Below are 14,135 nucleotides of genomic sequence, written 5' to 3'. Positions count from 1 at the left end.
GTCACACCCCGCCGGCCGCCGGTTTTCCCGTGGGTATGCTCGCCGCCATGCCGCCGCCCGTCCCGTCCCCGACGCCCGCCCCCGGCGCACCCCGTGTGCGGGAGCGCGGTGACGCCTGTCCGGGGGCGCTGCGGCTGCACTCCGCAGACGACGGGCACCTGGCCCGACTGCGGCTGCCCGCAGGGCGTCTGACGGCACGTCAGGTCGAGGTCCTGGCGGACGCCGCCGAGGCCCTCGGGGACGGGCGGATCAGCGTCACCTCGCGCGGGAACGCCGAGCTGCGCGGCCTGGCCGACGGCTGCGGCGCGGAGCTCGCGCCGCTCCTCGCCGAGGCGGGCCTGCTGCCCTCCCCCACCCACGAGCGCGTCCGCAACATCGTGGCCTCCCCGGCCTCGGGGCTCGACGGACTCGGCGCGGCCGACGTGCAGTTGTGGGCCCGTGAGCTGGACGAACGGCTCTGCGCCGCGCCCTGGGCCGCCGGGCTCTCGGGCCGTTTCCTCTTCGTCCTGGACGACGGCCGCGGCGACGTCACAGGCCTCGGCGGAGATGTGACCTTGGTCGCAGTGGCCCCGGACGCGGCCCACCTGCACATGGGCGGCCGGGCCGTCCGCGTCGCCGCCGCCGACGCCCCCCGCGCCGCCCTCGCCGCCGCCCGCGCCTTCCTCTCCGCCGCCCGCGCGGCCGGCACCGGCGCCTGGCGCGTACGGGAGCTGCCGGAGGGCTCAGGGCTCGACGTACGAGACGTACGGAAGGCGCTCGCGGCGGAGGAGGTGCCGGAAGCGGTCCTGCCGCAGGGGCCGCCGCCCGCCCCCGGCCCCCTCGGACCCGCCGCCCTCCACGTCCTCGCCCCCCTCGGCCGCCTCACCGCCGGCCGGTTGCGGGCCCTGCTGCCCGCCGACGAGGTGCGGCTCACGCCCTGGCGCGGCGCCGTCGTCGCCGGGACGGACCCCGCCCGGCTGCCCGCCCTGGAGGCGCACGGCCTGATCACCCGGCCCGACTCCCCCTGGGCCGGCGTCAGCGCCTGCACCGGGCGGCCCGGCTGCGCCAAGTCCCTCGCGGACGTCCGGGCGGACGCGGTCCCCGGCCGCCCCGGCCTGCCCGTCCACTACTCCGGCTGCGAGCGCCGCTGCGGCCACCCGCACGGCGACTGGGTCGACGTCCTCGCCGCCCCCGGCGGCGGCTACCTGGTCGACGGCGCCCCCGTCCCCCGCACCGACCTGGCCCCCGCGGTCACCACGGCCCGCACCGCGCCCCGTACAACGAGATGAGCGAGAACAGGATGTTCGACTACGAGAAGGACGGCACAGAGATCTACCGCCGCTCCTTTGCCACGATCCGCGCCGAGGCGGATCTCACGGGCCTGCCCGCCGACGTCGCCCAGGTGGCGGTCCGGATGATCCACGCCTGCGGCATGACCGACCTCGTGCAGGACATCGCGTACTCGCCGGGCGTCGTCGCGAGCGCCCGCGCCGCGCTCCGGGCCGGCGCGCCGATCCTCTGCGACGCGCGGATGGTCGCCAGCGGCGTCACCCGCAAGCGGCTGCCCGCCGACAACGAGGTGCTCTGCACGCTCTCCGACCCGGCCGTCCCGGCCCTGGCCGCCGAGCTGGGCACCACCCGCTCCGCCGCCGCCCTCGAACTGTGGCGCGACCGCCTCGAAGGCTCCGTCGTCGCCATCGGCAACGCGCCCACCGCCCTCTTCCACCTCCTGGAGATGGTCGCGAAGGGCGCGGGACGGCCCGCCGCCGTCCTCGGCATACCCGTCGGCTTCATCGGCGCCGCCGAGTCCAAGGACGCCCTCGCCGCCAACACCCTCGGCCTCGACCACCTCGTCGTCCGGGGCCGGCGCGGCGGCAGCGCCATGACGGCCGCCGCCCTCAACGCCCTCGCGCACGAAGCGGAGATCCAGCAGTGACCGGGAACCCGGCCGGAAGCACCGTCGGCAAGCTGTACGGCGTGGGGCTCGGGCCCGGCGACCCCGACCTCCTCACCCTCGCCGCCGTGAAGGCCATCGCGTCCGCCGACGTGATCGCCTACCACTCGGCCCGCCACGGGCGCTCCATCGCCCGCTCGATCGCGGCCCCGCACCTGCGCGAGGACCACGTCGAGGAGCGCCTGGTGTACCCGCTCACGGTGGAGACCACGGACCACCCCGGTGGCTACCGGGGCGCCCTGAACGACTTCTACGAGGAGGCGGCGGCCCGGCTCGCCGCCCATCTGGACGCGGGCCGCACGGTCGCGGTCCTCGCCGAGGGCGACCCGCTCTTCTACGGCTCGTACCAGCACATGCACAAGCGGCTCGCGCACCGCTACGACACGACCGTCATCCCCGGTGTCACCTCGGTGAGCGCCGCCGCCGCCCGGCTCGGGGAGCCGCTGTGCGAGGCGGAGGAGGTGCTGACGATCGTCCCGGGCACGCTGCCGGAGGACGAGCTGACGGCCCGGCTCGCGGGCACGGACTCGGCGGTCGTGATGAAGCTCGGCCGCACCTTCCCCACCGTGCGGCGGGCCCTGGAGCGGGCGGGCCGCCTGGAGGACGCGCGGTACGTGGAGCGGGCGTTCATGGCGGGCGAGCGGACGGAGCGCCTGGCGGACGTGGACCCGGAGTCGGTCCCGTACTTCTCGGTCGCCGTCCTGCCCTCCCGCGTCGACGAGGAGCCCCCGGTACGGGAGCGGGGCGAGGTCGTCGTGGTCGGCACCGGCCCGGCGGGCGCGCCCTGGCTGACGCCGGAGTCGCGCGGCGCGCTCGTCAACGCGGACGACCTGGTCGGCTACACCACCTATCTGGACCGCGTGCCGGTGCTCCGCCCCGGGCAGCGGCGGCACGGCTCCGACAACAAGGTGGAGTCGGAGCGCGCCGAGTTCGCCCTCGACCTGGCCCGGCGCGGACACCGGGTCGCGGTCGTCTCGGGCGGCGACCCGGGCGTCTTCGCCATGGCGACGGCGGTCCTGGAGGTGGCGTCGGAACCGGAGTACGCGGACGTGCCCGTACGGGTCCTCCCGGGGGTGACCGCCGCCAACGCGGCCGCGGCGGCGGCCGGCGCCCCGCTCGGCCACGACTACGCGACGATCTCGCTCTCCGACCGCCTCAAGCCCTGGGACGTGATCGCGGACCGGCTGCGCGCGGCAGCCGGCGCGGACCTGGTCATCGCCCTCTACAACCCGGGCTCCAAGTCCCGCACCCACCAGGTGGCGGCCGCCCGCGACCTCCTCCTGGAACTCCGCTCCCCCGACACCCCGGTGGTCGTCGCCCGCGACGTGGGCGGCCCCGAGCAGTCCGTCCGGGTCCTGACCCTGAAGACCCTGGACCCCTCCGAGGTCGACATGCGCACCCTCCTCCTGATCGGCTCCTCCCAGACGCGGGCGGTCGAGCGGGCGGACGGCCGGACGATCGCGTGGACGCCGAGGCGGTACGGGTAGGTCCCGTCCGCCGGATCGGGGCCGGAAGGCCCTGATCCGTGCGGCGGCGGTCGGTGGTCGGTGCGACGGCGGTCGGTACCGGAGCAGGCCGCCGCCAGCCGTCGGTCGTCGGTCGTCGGTCGTCAGCCACGCCCGTACACCGAGAAGGGGCGCACCCCCGCACCCTGGCGCACGGCGACGATCAGCTCCTCGTACACGAACAGGTCCGCCGGCTCGCCCTCCGCCCGGGCCACGTCGAGACCGGTCTCGACGCTCTCCTTCTCGTCGCCGGTAGCGGCGTCGAGCACTCGCAGTTCGTCGAGGCCGTCGTGCCGGGAGCCGCGGTCGGCGAGGACGGTCACCCGGCCGCCGGTCACGTCGAGGGCGCGCAGACCGCCCGCGACGGCCACGTCCTCCAGCCAGACCTGAGCGCCGCTCGTGAGGTCGAAGGCGACCACGCGGTCCCGGTAGGCCTCGCGCTCCCTGCTCTCGGCGCCGAGGTAGAGCCGCCCGTCCGCGACGGCCACGAGGGCCGGCGTGTGCGCCTGGACCGTTCCGTATCCGCCGGTGGTCTCGATCCGGCCGGTGGGCTTTCCGCCCTCGTCGAAGGCGAGGAAGGCACCCGGCTGCCCCTCCACCGTCCCGCCGGTCTGCACGACCGCCGGTTCGGCGGACCGCAGGGTCACCTGCCCGTCCGGTACGGGCGTCGCCCGGCCGCCGAGGGGGGCGGTCCACCGCTGCCGGCCGTCGGCCGGATCGAACGCGGCGAGCCGCAGTTCGGTGCGGCCGCAGGCGAGCACGGCGACGACCTGCCGCTCCCCGGCGCCGACCTGCTCGGGCACGCAGCCCCCGGGGACGGTCGCCGTCCAGCGCGGGGCGCCGGTCCGCAGGTCGAAGGCGCGCAGGGCCTTCGTCCCGGGGACGGCGGGCCGGACGTCGAGGGCCCACATGTCGTCGGTGTCGCGCAGGACGGCGAGCCCGCCGCCGACGGCGACCACGTCGGCGAGCGTCTCGGTCAGGTCCCCCGGGGCGCGGGGCGTGTGCCATCGCTCGCGGCCGGTCGTGAGGTCGAGCGCGGCGACGGTCGAGCAGCCCGTGCCCGTCATGTTCCCCCGGGCGATCAGGACGACGGAGCCGGCCGTCCGGCGGCTGACGGCGCAGATGTGCTCCTGTGCGGGCGGGGCGTACTTCCAGCGGCCCTTCCCCGTTCCCGCCTCGAAGGCGGTGACCGCGTCGTACCTGCTGCGGACGAGTGTGTCGCCCACCAGCCAGGCGCCGTTGCCGTACTCCCTGGTGTCGCTGTCGGCCGGGGCCTCCCAGACGACGCTCAGCGAGCCTCCCGACGCGGAGCAGCCCGTGGCGAGGCCGGCGACGAGGAGTGCGGTGACGGCCGCGAGGAGGGGCGCGGCCCCGTTCCCCGACGACCCGGCGGTCGCCGCTCCCGTCCCGGCCCCGCGCCGTCGGTCGTGTGTGCTGCCATGCGGCCCCCGCCCCTGGCTCGAACAGTCGAAGACCCGTCAGGTTAGGGCATGGATGATCAACACATCACGCGAACGCGAGTTCGATGCGCGTCCGGCGATTCCTCCTGCGTGCCGGGCCGTCCGTTCAGGCGGGGCCCCGCAGCACCCGGGCGGCGGCCTCCTCGGGGGTCGTCGCCACCGGTACGCCCTCCGGGACCGGCGGGCGGCGGACGACGACGACCGGGATGCCGGCCTCGCGGGCGGCGGTCAGCTTCGGGGCGGTCGCCGCGCCGCCGCTGTCCTTGGTCACCAGGACGTCGATCCGGTGGCGGCGCAGCAGCTCCCGCTCCCCTTCGAGGGTGAAGGGGCCCCGGTCGAGGAGGACCTCGGCGCGGCCCGGCACCGGCGCCTCGGGGGCGTCGACCGAGCGGACCAGGAACCACTCCGGGCGGTCGGCGAAGGCGGCGAGGCCCATGCGGCCGGTGGTCAGGAAGACGCGCCCCCTAGGACTTCGTCCTGGGAGGTGCCCCCGGCCGAGGCCGTCGAGCGCGGCGGCGGCCTCCGCCAGGGAGCCCACGTCGCGCCAGTCGTCGCCCTCCTCCGGGACCCAGCCGGGCCGGCGCAGCGCGAGCAGGGGAACATGGGCGGTGGCGGCCGCGAGGGCCGCGTTGAAGCTGATCCGCTCGGCGAAGGGATGGGTGGCGTCGATGACCGCGTCCACCGCGTGCTCCCCGATCCAGGCCGCGAGCCCGTCGGCGCCGCCGAAGCCGCCGATCCGGACCTCGCCCTCGGGCAGCCGGGGCCGGGCGACCCGTCCCGCGAGCGAGCTGGTGACCCGGACGCGGGGGTGGAGCAGTCCCGCCAGGGCGCGGGCCTCGGTGGTCCCGCCGAGAATGAGTACGTGCACAGGAGCCCCTTCGTGAGTTCAGGCGGCGGGCGCGAGGCCCAACTCAAGCACACCGGTCTGCGCCCGGGCTGGACGACCGGCGCCTGTGCGACGGCGGCGACGACGGCCGCGTACACGGCCCTCCTGACCGGCGACTTCCCCGATCCGGTGACGATCACGCTGCCGAAGGGGCAGACGCCGGCGTTCGCGCTCACCGGCGAGAGGCTCGACGGCGGTACGGCCATGGCGGCCGTGGTGAAGGACGCGGGCGACGACCCGGACGTCACCCACGGGGCCGTGATCCGCTCGACGGTACGGCTCCTGCGGCCGGGCTCCGGGGTGGTCTTCCGGGCGGGCGAGGGCGTCGGCACGGTCACCCTGCCCGGGCTCCCCCTGGACGTGGGCGAACCGGCGATCAATCCGGTGCCCCGGCAGCTGATGCGCGAGCACGTGGCGCGGGTCGCCGCCGCGCACGACGGCACGGGCGACGTCGAGATCACGATCTCCGTCGACGGCGGCGCCGAGATCGCCCGCTCCACCTGGAACCCCCGGATCGGCATCCTCGGCGGCCTGTCGATCCTCGGCACGACCGGGATCGTCGTCCCGTACTCCTGCTCGGCCTGGATCGACTCGATCCGCCGGGGCGTGGACGTGGCCCGCGCGGGCGGCCTCACGCACGTCGCCGGCTGCACCGGCTCGACCTCGGAGCGGACGGTGACGGGCCTGTACGACCTGCCGGAGATCGCCCTCCTCGACATGGGCGACTTCGCGGGCGCGGTCCTCAAGTACATCCGGCGCCACCCGGTGGACCGCCTGACGGTCTGCGGCGGCTTCGCGAAGCTCTCCAAGCTGGCGGCGGGCCATCTGGACCTGCACTCGGCCCGCTCCCAGGTCGACAAGGGCTTCCTGGCGGACCTGGCCCGCTCGGGAGGCGCGTCCGCGTCCCTGGCGGCGGAGATCGCCACCGCGAACACCGGCCTGGCCGCCCTCCGCCTCTGCGAGGCCGCCGCCGTCCCCCTAGGCGACCTGGTCGCCGCCCGCGCCCGCGACGAGTCCCTGGCGGTCCTGCGCGGCGCCCCGGTCGCGGTGGACGTGATCTGCGTCGACCGCGCGGGGGCGGTGGTGGGGAGGTCTTCGGTGCGGGGGCCGGGGGCGTAGGGCGGTCAGGCCCGGCCGTCAGACCTTGACGACGACGATCCGGTCGGGGACCAGCTTCTCCAAGTCGTCCACGTCCGACGTGAAGACCGTGACGTCGCCCGCCTGAGCCCGGGCGACGACGGCGAGGACGGCGTCGATGGCGTACTCGTGGCCGTGCAGTCCGGTGTCGGCCAGGAGCCGGCGGGCCAGGCGGGCCTCGTCCCTGCCGATGTCCGCGACCCGGACGCGGGACAGCACCCAGTCCCAGCGCTGCTCGGTCGTCCGGCCGTCGTACGCCTCGACGAGGGTCAGCGGGGAGGTGACCACGTCGGCCTCCCCACGGGCGGCCAGGTCGAGGCGGGCGATCATCGCGCGGTCTCCCCGGACCGCGAGCGACAGCGCCTCACTGTCCAGGACGAAGACCCGGAGCCGCCGGTCCGTCCGCTTCGTCACGCGGCCTCACCCGTGTGCGCCTCCCTCGCCCGCCGGCGGCGTTCGTGCTCGGCGTCGAGCTCGTCCAGCTCGGCGTGCGCGTCGGCCCGCTCGGCCTCCGTGACCGGCCCGTGCTCCTCCTCCAGCCAGTCGACCAGCTCCCGCAGCCGGTCGCGGTCGCGGCGCAGCCGCAGCGCCTCCGCGACGTACGCCGACAAGCCGTACTCGGCCGCCTCGGCGCGGACCTCCTCCAGGAGGTCCTCCGGGATCGTCACCGTCACCTTCTTCGTGGCCATACTCGTGACCATACTCCCCGTACCGGACGCCGTACCGACTTTCGGCCCACATGCGGTCCCCGCCCTCCGCCCCTAGGCTTGGCGGCGAACACCCGACGAGCGACCGAGAGGGAGTCTCATGTCGAAGCGTGGCAACAAGCGGCGGGCCCGGAAGAAGAAGGGCGCGAACCACGGCAAGCGGCCGAACACCTGAGCCGGGTCGTGGTGACGGAGGGGCCCCGGGGAGATCCCCGGGGCCCCTCCGCGTGTCCGGTCGCCCTCCGCGCGTGCGCGGGCGTCAGCAGGCGTGGCGGTCGCGGGCCGGGTCGTAGAGGTGGCTGTCGCGGAACTCCGAGGCCGCGAGGGTGCGGCCGACGATGATGACGGCGGTCTTCGTGATCCCGGCCGCCTTCGTCTGCTCCGCGATGTCGTCCAGGGTGCCGCGCAGGACGACCTCGTCGGGGCGGCTGGCCATCGCGACGACGGCGGCCGGGCAGTCCGCGCCGTAGTGGGGGACGAGCTCGGCGACGACCCGGTCGACGTAGCGGGCGGCCAGGTGGAGGACGAGCAGGGCGCCGCTGCGGCCCAGGGTCGCCAGGTCCTCGCCCTCCGGCATCGGCGTGGCCTGCTGCGCGATCCGGGTGAGGATGACGGTCTGGCCGACCGTCGGGACGGTCAGCTCCCGCTTCAGCGCGGCCGCCGCCGCCGCGAAGGCCGGGACGCCGGGCACGACCTCGTACGGGATGCCGAGCGCGTCCAGGCGGCGCATCTGCTCCGCGACCGCGCTGAACACCGACGGGTCCCCGGAGTGCAGCCGGGCCACGTCCTGCCCCGCCTCGTGGGCGGCGGCGATCTCCGCGACGATCCCGTCCAGGTCCATCCGGGCCGTGTCGACGAGCCGCGCGTCCGGCGGGCACTCGGCGAGCAGCTCGACGGGGACGAGGGAGCCCGCGTAGAGGCAGACCCCGCACGCCGCCAGGGTCCGCGCGCCGCGCACGGTGATCAGATCGGCCGCGCCGGGGCCCGCGCCGATGAAGTAGACGGTCATCCCTCTTCAGAACCTTTCGTGACGGGCCGCCGAGCGACGGGCCGCTGAGTGCCGGACCCCTCCGTGACGGACCCCTCCGTGACGGACCGCTCCGTGACGGACCGCTCCGTGACGGACCGCTCCGTGACGGACCGCTTCGTGACGGACCACTGCGTGACCGGCATCGCCTGCCGCCAGCCGGTGAAGCCGCCCACGGGGACGGCGGTGGCGACCGCGAGCCGGACGAGTTCCCCGCCGTGGCGGCGGTGGGCGTCGGCGAGCAGCGCCTCGGATTCGAGCGTGACGGTGTTGGCGACGAGCCGGCCGCCGTCGGGCAGCGCGTCCCAGCAGGCCGCGAGCAGGCCGGGGGCGGTCAGGCCGCCGCCGACGAAGATCGCGTCCGGAGTCGGGAGGCCCGCCAGGGCCTCGGGGGCGGGGCCGGTGACGACCCGCAGGGCGGGGACGCCCAGCGCGTCGGCGTTGCGGGCGATGCGGGCGGCCCGCTCGGGGCCCTTCTCGATCGCGACGGCCCGGCAGGAGCGGTGGGTCCGCATCCACTCGATGCCGATGGAGCCGGAGCCGCCGCCGATGTCCCAGAGGAGTTCGCCGGGCGCCGGGGCGAGCGCGGCGAGGGTGGCGGCGCGCACGTACCGCTTGGTGAGCTGCCCGTCGTGCTCGTACGCCTCGTCCGGCAGGCCCGGCGCGGCGCCGAGCCGCAGGGCGTCCGCGTCCCGTACGCAGTCGAGCGCGAGGACGTGCAGCGCGTCGGTCCGCTCGTGCGGCCAGGCGGCGGCGGTCGCGTCGAGGATCCGCTCGCGGGGCCCGCCGAGCTGTTCCAGGACCCGGATCCGGGTGCCGCCCCAGCCGGTGTCCCTCAGCAGGGCCGCCACCCGGGCGGGGGTCTCCGGGCCCTCGCCGAGGACCAGGACCCGGCGCCCGGGGTGCAGGACGGCGGCGAGGGCGGCGAGCGGCCGGGCCACCAGGGACACCGTCTCGGTCTCCTCCAGGGGCCAGCCGAGCCGGGCGCAGGCGTACGAGACGGAGGACGGGTGCGGGTGGATCCGGAGCCGGTCGGCGCCGACGGCCTCCGCGAGGGTGCGGCCGATGCCGTAGAAGGAGGGGTCCCCGCTGGCCAGGACGGCGATCGCACGGCCCGCGTGGGCGGCGAGCAGGCCGGGGACGGCCGGGCGGAGGGGGGAGGGCCAGGCGATCCGCTCGCCGGGGCAGTCGCCGGGCAGCAGGCCGAGCTGGCGGGGGGCGCCGATCAGGACCCCGGCGGCGCGCAGGACGCGGCGGGAGGCCTCGGGGAGCCCGTCCCAGCCGTCCGCGCCGATCCCGACGACGGATATCGCGCCCGCATCCGGTGCCGCACCCGCTGTCGCGCCACCCGTCACACCGTTCACACCCGCACCGTCCACGCCGCCGAACTCTACGGGAGCCCCGGCCTCCCCTTCCGCGTGGCCGTGCTCACTTCTGGGCGTGCTGCCCCACGGAGAAGAGGATCCAGACGAAGCCGGCGAAGGCGTGCGTGGCGAAGACGTACACGAAGACGCGGAGCATCACGCCGCGCTCTTTCCAGCGCTCGGTGTCGGTCCCGGGATCGGTCACGCCCTCCAGCGTACGGGCCCGGAGGGAGGTGCCGGGGCCAGGAATAGGGAGGGGGGTCGCACCGTTGGACGTGATGGTTTAAGATTCAACCACTAGCCGGGAAAGGCACCCGGGAACGCGAGAGGTGAGCACGATGCAGTTCGGGATCTTCACCGTCGGCGACGTGACGACCGACCCCACCACCGGCCGCACCCCCACCGAGCACGAGCGCATCAAGAACACCGTCGCCATCGCGCTCAAGGCGGAGGAGGTCGGACTCGACGTCTTCGCGACCGGGGAGCACCACAACCCGCCGTTCGTCCCGTCGTCCCCCACCACCCTCCTCGGGCACATCGCCGCCCGCACGGAGAACCTGGTCCTGTCCACGTCCACGACCCTGATCACCACCAACGACCCGGTGAAGATCGCCGAGGACTACGCGACCCTCCAGCACCTCGCCGACGGCCGCGTGGACCTGATGATGGGGCGCGGCAACACCGGCCCGGTCTACCCGTGGTTCGGCCAGGACATCCGCCAGGGCATCCCGCTCGCCATCGAGAACTACGCGCTGCTCCACAAGCTGTGGCGCGAGGACGTGGTCGACTGGGAGGGCAGGTTCCGCGGCGCGCTCCAGGGCTTCACCTCCACCCCGCGCCCGCTCGACGGCGTCCCGCCGTTCGTCTGGCACGGCTCCATCCGCTCCCCGGAGATCGCCGAACAGGCGGCCTACTACGGCGACGGCTTCTTCGCGAACCACATCTTCTGGCCCAAGCAGCACACCGAGAAGATGGTCCGGCTCTACCGGCAGCGGTACGCGCACTACGGCCACGGCACTCCCGAACAGGCGATCGTCGGCCTCGGCGGCCAGGTGTTCATGAGGAAGAACTCGCAGGACGCGGTACGGGAGTTCCGCCCGTACTTCGACAACGCGCCGGTCTACGGCCACGGCCCCTCCCTGGAGGAGTTCGCCCGCGAGACCCCGCTGACCGTCGGCTCCCCGCAGGAGGTCATCGAGCGGACCCTGTCCTTCCGCGACTACGTGGGCGACTACCAGCGCCAGCTGTTCCTGGTCGACCACGCCGGACTGCCCCTGAAGACCGTCCTGGAGCAGCTCGACATCCTCGGCGAGGAGGTCGTCCCGGTGCTGCGCAAGGAGTTCGCGAACCTGCGCCCGGCCGACGTCCCGGCCACCGCCCCGCTCCACCCCGCCGTCACCGCCGCCAAGGAGGCGTAACCGTCATGCGCACGCTCAAGCTGGTCGCCGTCTCGGCCGGACTCAGCAGCCCCTCCTCCACCCGGCTCCTCGCCGACCGGCTCCTCCAAGCCGCCCGCTACCGGCTGGCCGAGCAGGAGTACGCGGTCGACGTCGAGGTGGTCGAACTCCGCGACCTGGCCGTGGACATCGCCAACAACCTCGTCACCGGCTTCCCCTCCGGAAAGCTCCAGGAGGCGCTCGACGCGGTGACCGGCGCGGACGGGGTCATCGCGGTGACCCCGGTCTTCACCGCCTCGTACAGCGGTCTGTTCAAGTCGTTCTTCGACCTGGTCGACCCGGCCGCGCTGACCGGCGTCCCGGTCCTGATCGGGGCGACCGGCGGCACCGCCCGCCACTCGCTGGTCCTCGACCACGCCCTGCGGCCGCTCTTCGCCTACCTGCGGGCCCTGACCGTCCCGACCGCCGTCTACGCGGCCTCGGAGGACTGGGGTTCGGGCGGCGACGAGTACACGGAGGGGCTGCCCGCCCGGATCAACCGGGCCGGGTACGCGTTCGCGGACGCGGTCGCGGCCCGGCCGGCCCGGGAGGCGGACGGGGACGAGGTCGTCCCGTTCGAGCGGCAGCTGGCCGATCTGCGCCTCGACTGACCGGCCGGTCCAACCGATTTGTTACGTTGGAGGCGGATCGCACAGATGTGCCGTACGACGGACGGAGGTCGGCGATGGCCGGCAGGATCGTGGTGGGCGTGGACGGGTCGGAGCCTTCCCTGAAGGCCCTGAAGTGGGCGGCCGGGCAGGCCGCCCTGACCGGGGACTCCCTGGAGGCGGTCATCGGCTGGGAGTACCCGGCCTCGTGGGCGACGCTGATGCCGGGCGTTCCGGCGGAGTTCGACCCCGAGCGGCTCGCCGCGCAGATCCTCGACCAGGCCCTGGCCGACGCGCTCACCCCGGAGGAGGCCGCCGACGCCACCCGTACGGTGGTCGGCGGCAACGCCTCGCAGGCCCTGGTCGACGCGGCGAAGGGCGCGAGCCTCCTCGTCGTCGGCGACCGCGGCCACAGCGGCTTCCGGGCGGCCGTCCTCGGCTCGGTCTCCACCCAGGTCGCCCAGCACGCGCCCTGCCCGGTCGTGGTCGTCCGCGGCGAGTGACGGCCGGGGCCCGGACCTTCCCGAGCGGCGGCGCGCGGCCTCCCGGCGCATGATGCCGGTGGGGCCGCGCGGCGCGGCCCCCGCCCGCGAGGAGCGTGAGGAGCCCGGCATGGACATCAAACTGGAGCTGATCGGCGTCCCCGTCACCGACGTCGACCGGGCCAAGGCCTTCTACGAGAAGGTCGGCTTCCACGCCGACCACGACGTCACCGTGAGCGAGGACGTCCGCTTCGTCCAGCTCACCCCGCCCGGCTCGGCCTGCTCGATCGCCCTCGGCAAGGGCATCACCGCCATGGAGCCGGGCTCGCTCGACAACCTCCAGGTCGTCGTCGCCGACGTCCAGGAGGCCCACGACGACCTCGCCGGACGCGGCATCGAGGTCAGCGAGATCGACGACCGGCCGTGGGGCTCCTTCGTGTACTTCACCGACCCCGACGGCAACCGCTGGTCGGTCCAGCAGACCGTCCCCCGCACGGCCGCCTAACCGGCCTCGCCCGCGGGCAGGACGTCCGCCACGACGCAGGACGCGTTGTCCGGGCCGCCCCGCGCGTCGGCGAGGGCGAGCAGGGACCGGGCGGTCGCGTCCGGGTCGGCCCCGGCCGCCAGGGCGGCGTGCAGCTCCGCCTCCGGGACGACCGCCGACAGGCCGTCCGTGCACAGCAGCCAGCGGTCCCCGGGCCGCCCCTCGTGCAGGCTCAGATCGGGCGCGGGCCCGTCCCCCGCCCCGTCGAGGGCCCGCAGGAGCAGGGCCCGGTCCGGGTGGGCCGCGGCCTCCGCCGGAGCGAGCTCGCCCGCGTCCACCCGCGCCTGGACGGCCGTGTGGTCGCGGGTGAGGCGTACGAGGGCCCCGTCCCGCAGCAGATAGGCGCGCCCGTCCCCCACGTGCGCCAGCGCGAGCCGGGACCCCGTCCACACCCCGGCCGTCAGGGTCGTCCCCGAGCCGGGCGCCGCCGCGCCGACCTCCGCGTCCGCGCGCCGGACGGCGTCCTCCAGGGCGTTGAGCAGGTCCCCGGCCCGGCCGCCGGGCGCCAGAAGCCCCGAGACGGCCGCGAGGGCGGCCGTCGCGGCCAGGTCTCCCGCCGGGCCGTAGCCGTCCGCGACGGCGAGCAGGCGCGGGCCGGCGTGCGCCCGGTCCTGCTGGGTCCCCCGCACCCGTCCGCGCTCGGAGAGCGCGGCGGCGAGCAGGGCGTGGGGCCGTACGGTCGTCGTCATGCCTGTGGTTCCTCCCAGTCGGTCCAGCAGGGAGGCGGCCAGGTCGCGCCGTTCCGCCGTCTCGGCCTCGACCCGGGCCCAGTGGGCGCGGACCGCGCGGGCGGCCGCCCCCGGGTCCGTGCCGTGCAGCGCGCACACGTCCCGGACCCCGGCGAGCGGCATCCCGATCCGCCGCAGCCAGGCCACCAGGCGCGCCCGCTCCACCTGCGCCCCGGCGTAGTACCGGTAGCCGGTGTACGCGTCGACGCGGGCGGGCGGGAGCAGGCCGAGTTCGTCGTAGCGGCGTAGCGCCTTGGCGGAGAGCCGGGACGCGCGGGCGAACTCCCCGATCGTCATGAGCGGTTCCCGTACTCCGGC

General features: G+C 75.6%; 17 protein-coding genes. 9 read left to right on the top strand and 8 right to left on the bottom strand.

Annotated features, from left to right (window positions below; genetic code table 11):
- Window positions 1-35 precede the first annotated feature (35 nt).
- Genes ACIQD7_RS22560 through ACIQD7_RS22550 form a run of 3 tightly spaced genes read left to right on the top strand, consistent with a single transcriptional unit; the run spans window position 36 to window position 3,420 of the window.
- The gene (locus tag ACIQD7_RS22560; protein ID WP_402443817.1) at window positions 36-1,268 is read left to right on the top strand and encodes a cobalamin biosynthesis protein CobG; all 1,233 of its coding nucleotides are present in this window, start codon (window positions 36-38) and stop codon (window positions 1,266-1,268) included.
- The gene (locus ACIQD7_RS22555) at window positions 1,265-1,915 is read left to right on the top strand and encodes a precorrin-8X methylmutase (RefSeq protein WP_402443717.1); all 651 of its coding nucleotides are present in this window, start codon (window positions 1,265-1,267) and stop codon (window positions 1,913-1,915) included. The genes ACIQD7_RS22560 and ACIQD7_RS22555 overlap by 4 nt, the downstream gene beginning before the upstream one ends.
- Window positions 1,912-3,420, top strand: coding sequence for a precorrin-2 C(20)-methyltransferase (locus tag ACIQD7_RS22550; RefSeq protein WP_402443715.1), 1,509 nt, complete (start codon window positions 1,912-1,914; stop codon window positions 3,418-3,420). The genes ACIQD7_RS22555 and ACIQD7_RS22550 overlap by 4 nt, the downstream gene beginning before the upstream one ends.
- A gap of 122 nt (window positions 3,421-3,542) precedes the next feature.
- Here ACIQD7_RS22550 and ACIQD7_RS22545 read toward each other — a convergent pair whose 3' ends face one another.
- Window positions 3,543-4,730 (bottom strand): PQQ-binding-like beta-propeller repeat protein, encoded by a 1,188-nt coding sequence (locus ACIQD7_RS22545; protein ID WP_402443815.1) that lies wholly within the window; start codon window positions 4,728-4,730, stop codon window positions 3,543-3,545.
- 274 nt (window positions 4,731-5,004) lie between these two features.
- Window positions 5,005-5,766, bottom strand: coding sequence for a cobalt-precorrin-6A reductase (locus tag ACIQD7_RS22540; protein WP_402443713.1), 762 nt, complete (start codon window positions 5,764-5,766; stop codon window positions 5,005-5,007).
- Window positions 5,767-5,778: 12 nt separating this feature from the next.
- Between ACIQD7_RS22540 and ACIQD7_RS22535 the strand changes: the two genes are divergently transcribed.
- A complete protein-coding gene (locus tag ACIQD7_RS22535; protein WP_402443711.1) occupies window positions 5,779-6,903 on the top strand; it encodes a cobalt-precorrin-5B (C(1))-methyltransferase in 1,125 nt (374 codons plus the stop codon).
- A gap of 18 nt (window positions 6,904-6,921) precedes the next feature.
- Here the strand turns inward: ACIQD7_RS22535 and ACIQD7_RS22530 are convergent, their stop codons facing one another.
- Together ACIQD7_RS22530 and ACIQD7_RS22525 are read right to left on the bottom strand one after the other, a co-directional pair.
- Window positions 6,922-7,335 (bottom strand): hypothetical protein, encoded by a 414-nt coding sequence (locus ACIQD7_RS22530; RefSeq protein ID WP_402443709.1) that lies wholly within the window; start codon window positions 7,333-7,335, stop codon window positions 6,922-6,924.
- On the bottom strand, window positions 7,332-7,610 hold the full coding sequence (locus tag ACIQD7_RS22525) for a CopG family transcriptional regulator (protein ID WP_402443708.1): 279 nt from the start codon (window positions 7,608-7,610) through the stop codon (window positions 7,332-7,334). The genes ACIQD7_RS22530 and ACIQD7_RS22525 overlap by 4 nt, the downstream gene beginning before the upstream one ends.
- Window positions 7,611-7,728: 118 nt before the next feature.
- On the opposite strand from ACIQD7_RS22525, the gene ACIQD7_RS22520 reads away from it, so the two are divergent.
- Window positions 7,729-7,803 (top strand): 50S ribosomal protein bL37, encoded by a 75-nt coding sequence (locus ACIQD7_RS22520; RefSeq protein WP_372460710.1) that lies wholly within the window; start codon window positions 7,729-7,731, stop codon window positions 7,801-7,803.
- An 84-nt stretch (window positions 7,804-7,887) separates the two neighbouring features.
- On the opposite strand, the gene cobM is transcribed toward ACIQD7_RS22520, so the two are convergent.
- The 3 genes from cobM to ACIQD7_RS22505 all read right to left on the bottom strand — a co-directional run bounded on the left by cobM (window position 7,888) and on the right by ACIQD7_RS22505 (window position 10,224).
- Window positions 7,888-8,637: a precorrin-4 C(11)-methyltransferase gene (gene cobM / locus ACIQD7_RS22515; protein WP_402443707.1), complete on the bottom strand. Its 750-nt coding sequence runs from the start codon at window positions 8,635-8,637 to the stop codon at window positions 7,888-7,890.
- Window positions 8,634-10,019, bottom strand: coding sequence for a precorrin-6y C5,15-methyltransferase (decarboxylating) subunit CbiE (gene cbiE / locus ACIQD7_RS22510; protein WP_402443705.1), 1,386 nt, complete (start codon window positions 10,017-10,019; stop codon window positions 8,634-8,636). The genes cobM and cbiE overlap by 4 nt, the downstream gene beginning before the upstream one ends.
- Window positions 10,020-10,083: 64 nt before the next feature.
- Window positions 10,084-10,224 carry a DUF6126 family protein gene (locus tag ACIQD7_RS22505; protein ID WP_163013961.1) on the bottom strand — a complete coding sequence of 47 codons (141 nt, stop codon included), beginning with the start codon at window positions 10,222-10,224 and terminating at the stop codon, window positions 10,084-10,086.
- 133 nt (window positions 10,225-10,357) lie between these two features.
- On the opposite strand from ACIQD7_RS22505, the gene ACIQD7_RS22500 reads away from it, so the two are divergent.
- From ACIQD7_RS22500 to ACIQD7_RS22485, 4 genes are all read left to right on the top strand, one after another.
- Entirely contained in the window at window positions 10,358-11,437 is a 1,080-nt protein-coding gene (locus tag ACIQD7_RS22500) for an LLM class flavin-dependent oxidoreductase (protein WP_402443812.1), read from the top strand.
- Between the two features lie 5 nt (window positions 11,438-11,442).
- A complete protein-coding gene (locus ACIQD7_RS22495; protein ID WP_402443702.1) occupies window positions 11,443-12,066 on the top strand; it encodes an FMN reductase in 624 nt (207 codons plus the stop codon).
- Between the two features lie 74 nt (window positions 12,067-12,140).
- Window positions 12,141-12,566: a universal stress protein gene (locus ACIQD7_RS22490; RefSeq protein WP_383416962.1), complete on the top strand. Its 426-nt coding sequence runs from the start codon at window positions 12,141-12,143 to the stop codon at window positions 12,564-12,566.
- A gap of 109 nt (window positions 12,567-12,675) precedes the next feature.
- Window positions 12,676-13,050: a VOC family protein gene (locus tag ACIQD7_RS22485; RefSeq protein ID WP_391055303.1), complete on the top strand. Its 375-nt coding sequence runs from the start codon at window positions 12,676-12,678 to the stop codon at window positions 13,048-13,050.
- On the opposite strand, the gene ACIQD7_RS22480 is transcribed toward ACIQD7_RS22485, so the two are convergent.
- Entirely contained in the window at window positions 13,047-14,114 is a 1,068-nt protein-coding gene (locus ACIQD7_RS22480) for a MerR family transcriptional regulator (RefSeq protein ID WP_402443700.1), read from the bottom strand. The genes ACIQD7_RS22485 and ACIQD7_RS22480 overlap by 4 nt on opposite strands.
- Window positions 14,115-14,135 lie beyond the last annotated feature (21 nt).

The organism is Streptomyces sp. NPDC093071 (assembly GCF_044754545.1).
Lineage (GTDB): Bacteria > Actinomycetota > Actinomycetes > Streptomycetales > Streptomycetaceae > Streptomyces.
Note: the sequence above shows the minus strand (reverse complement) of the source record. Positions and strands in the feature narration are given on the sequence as shown.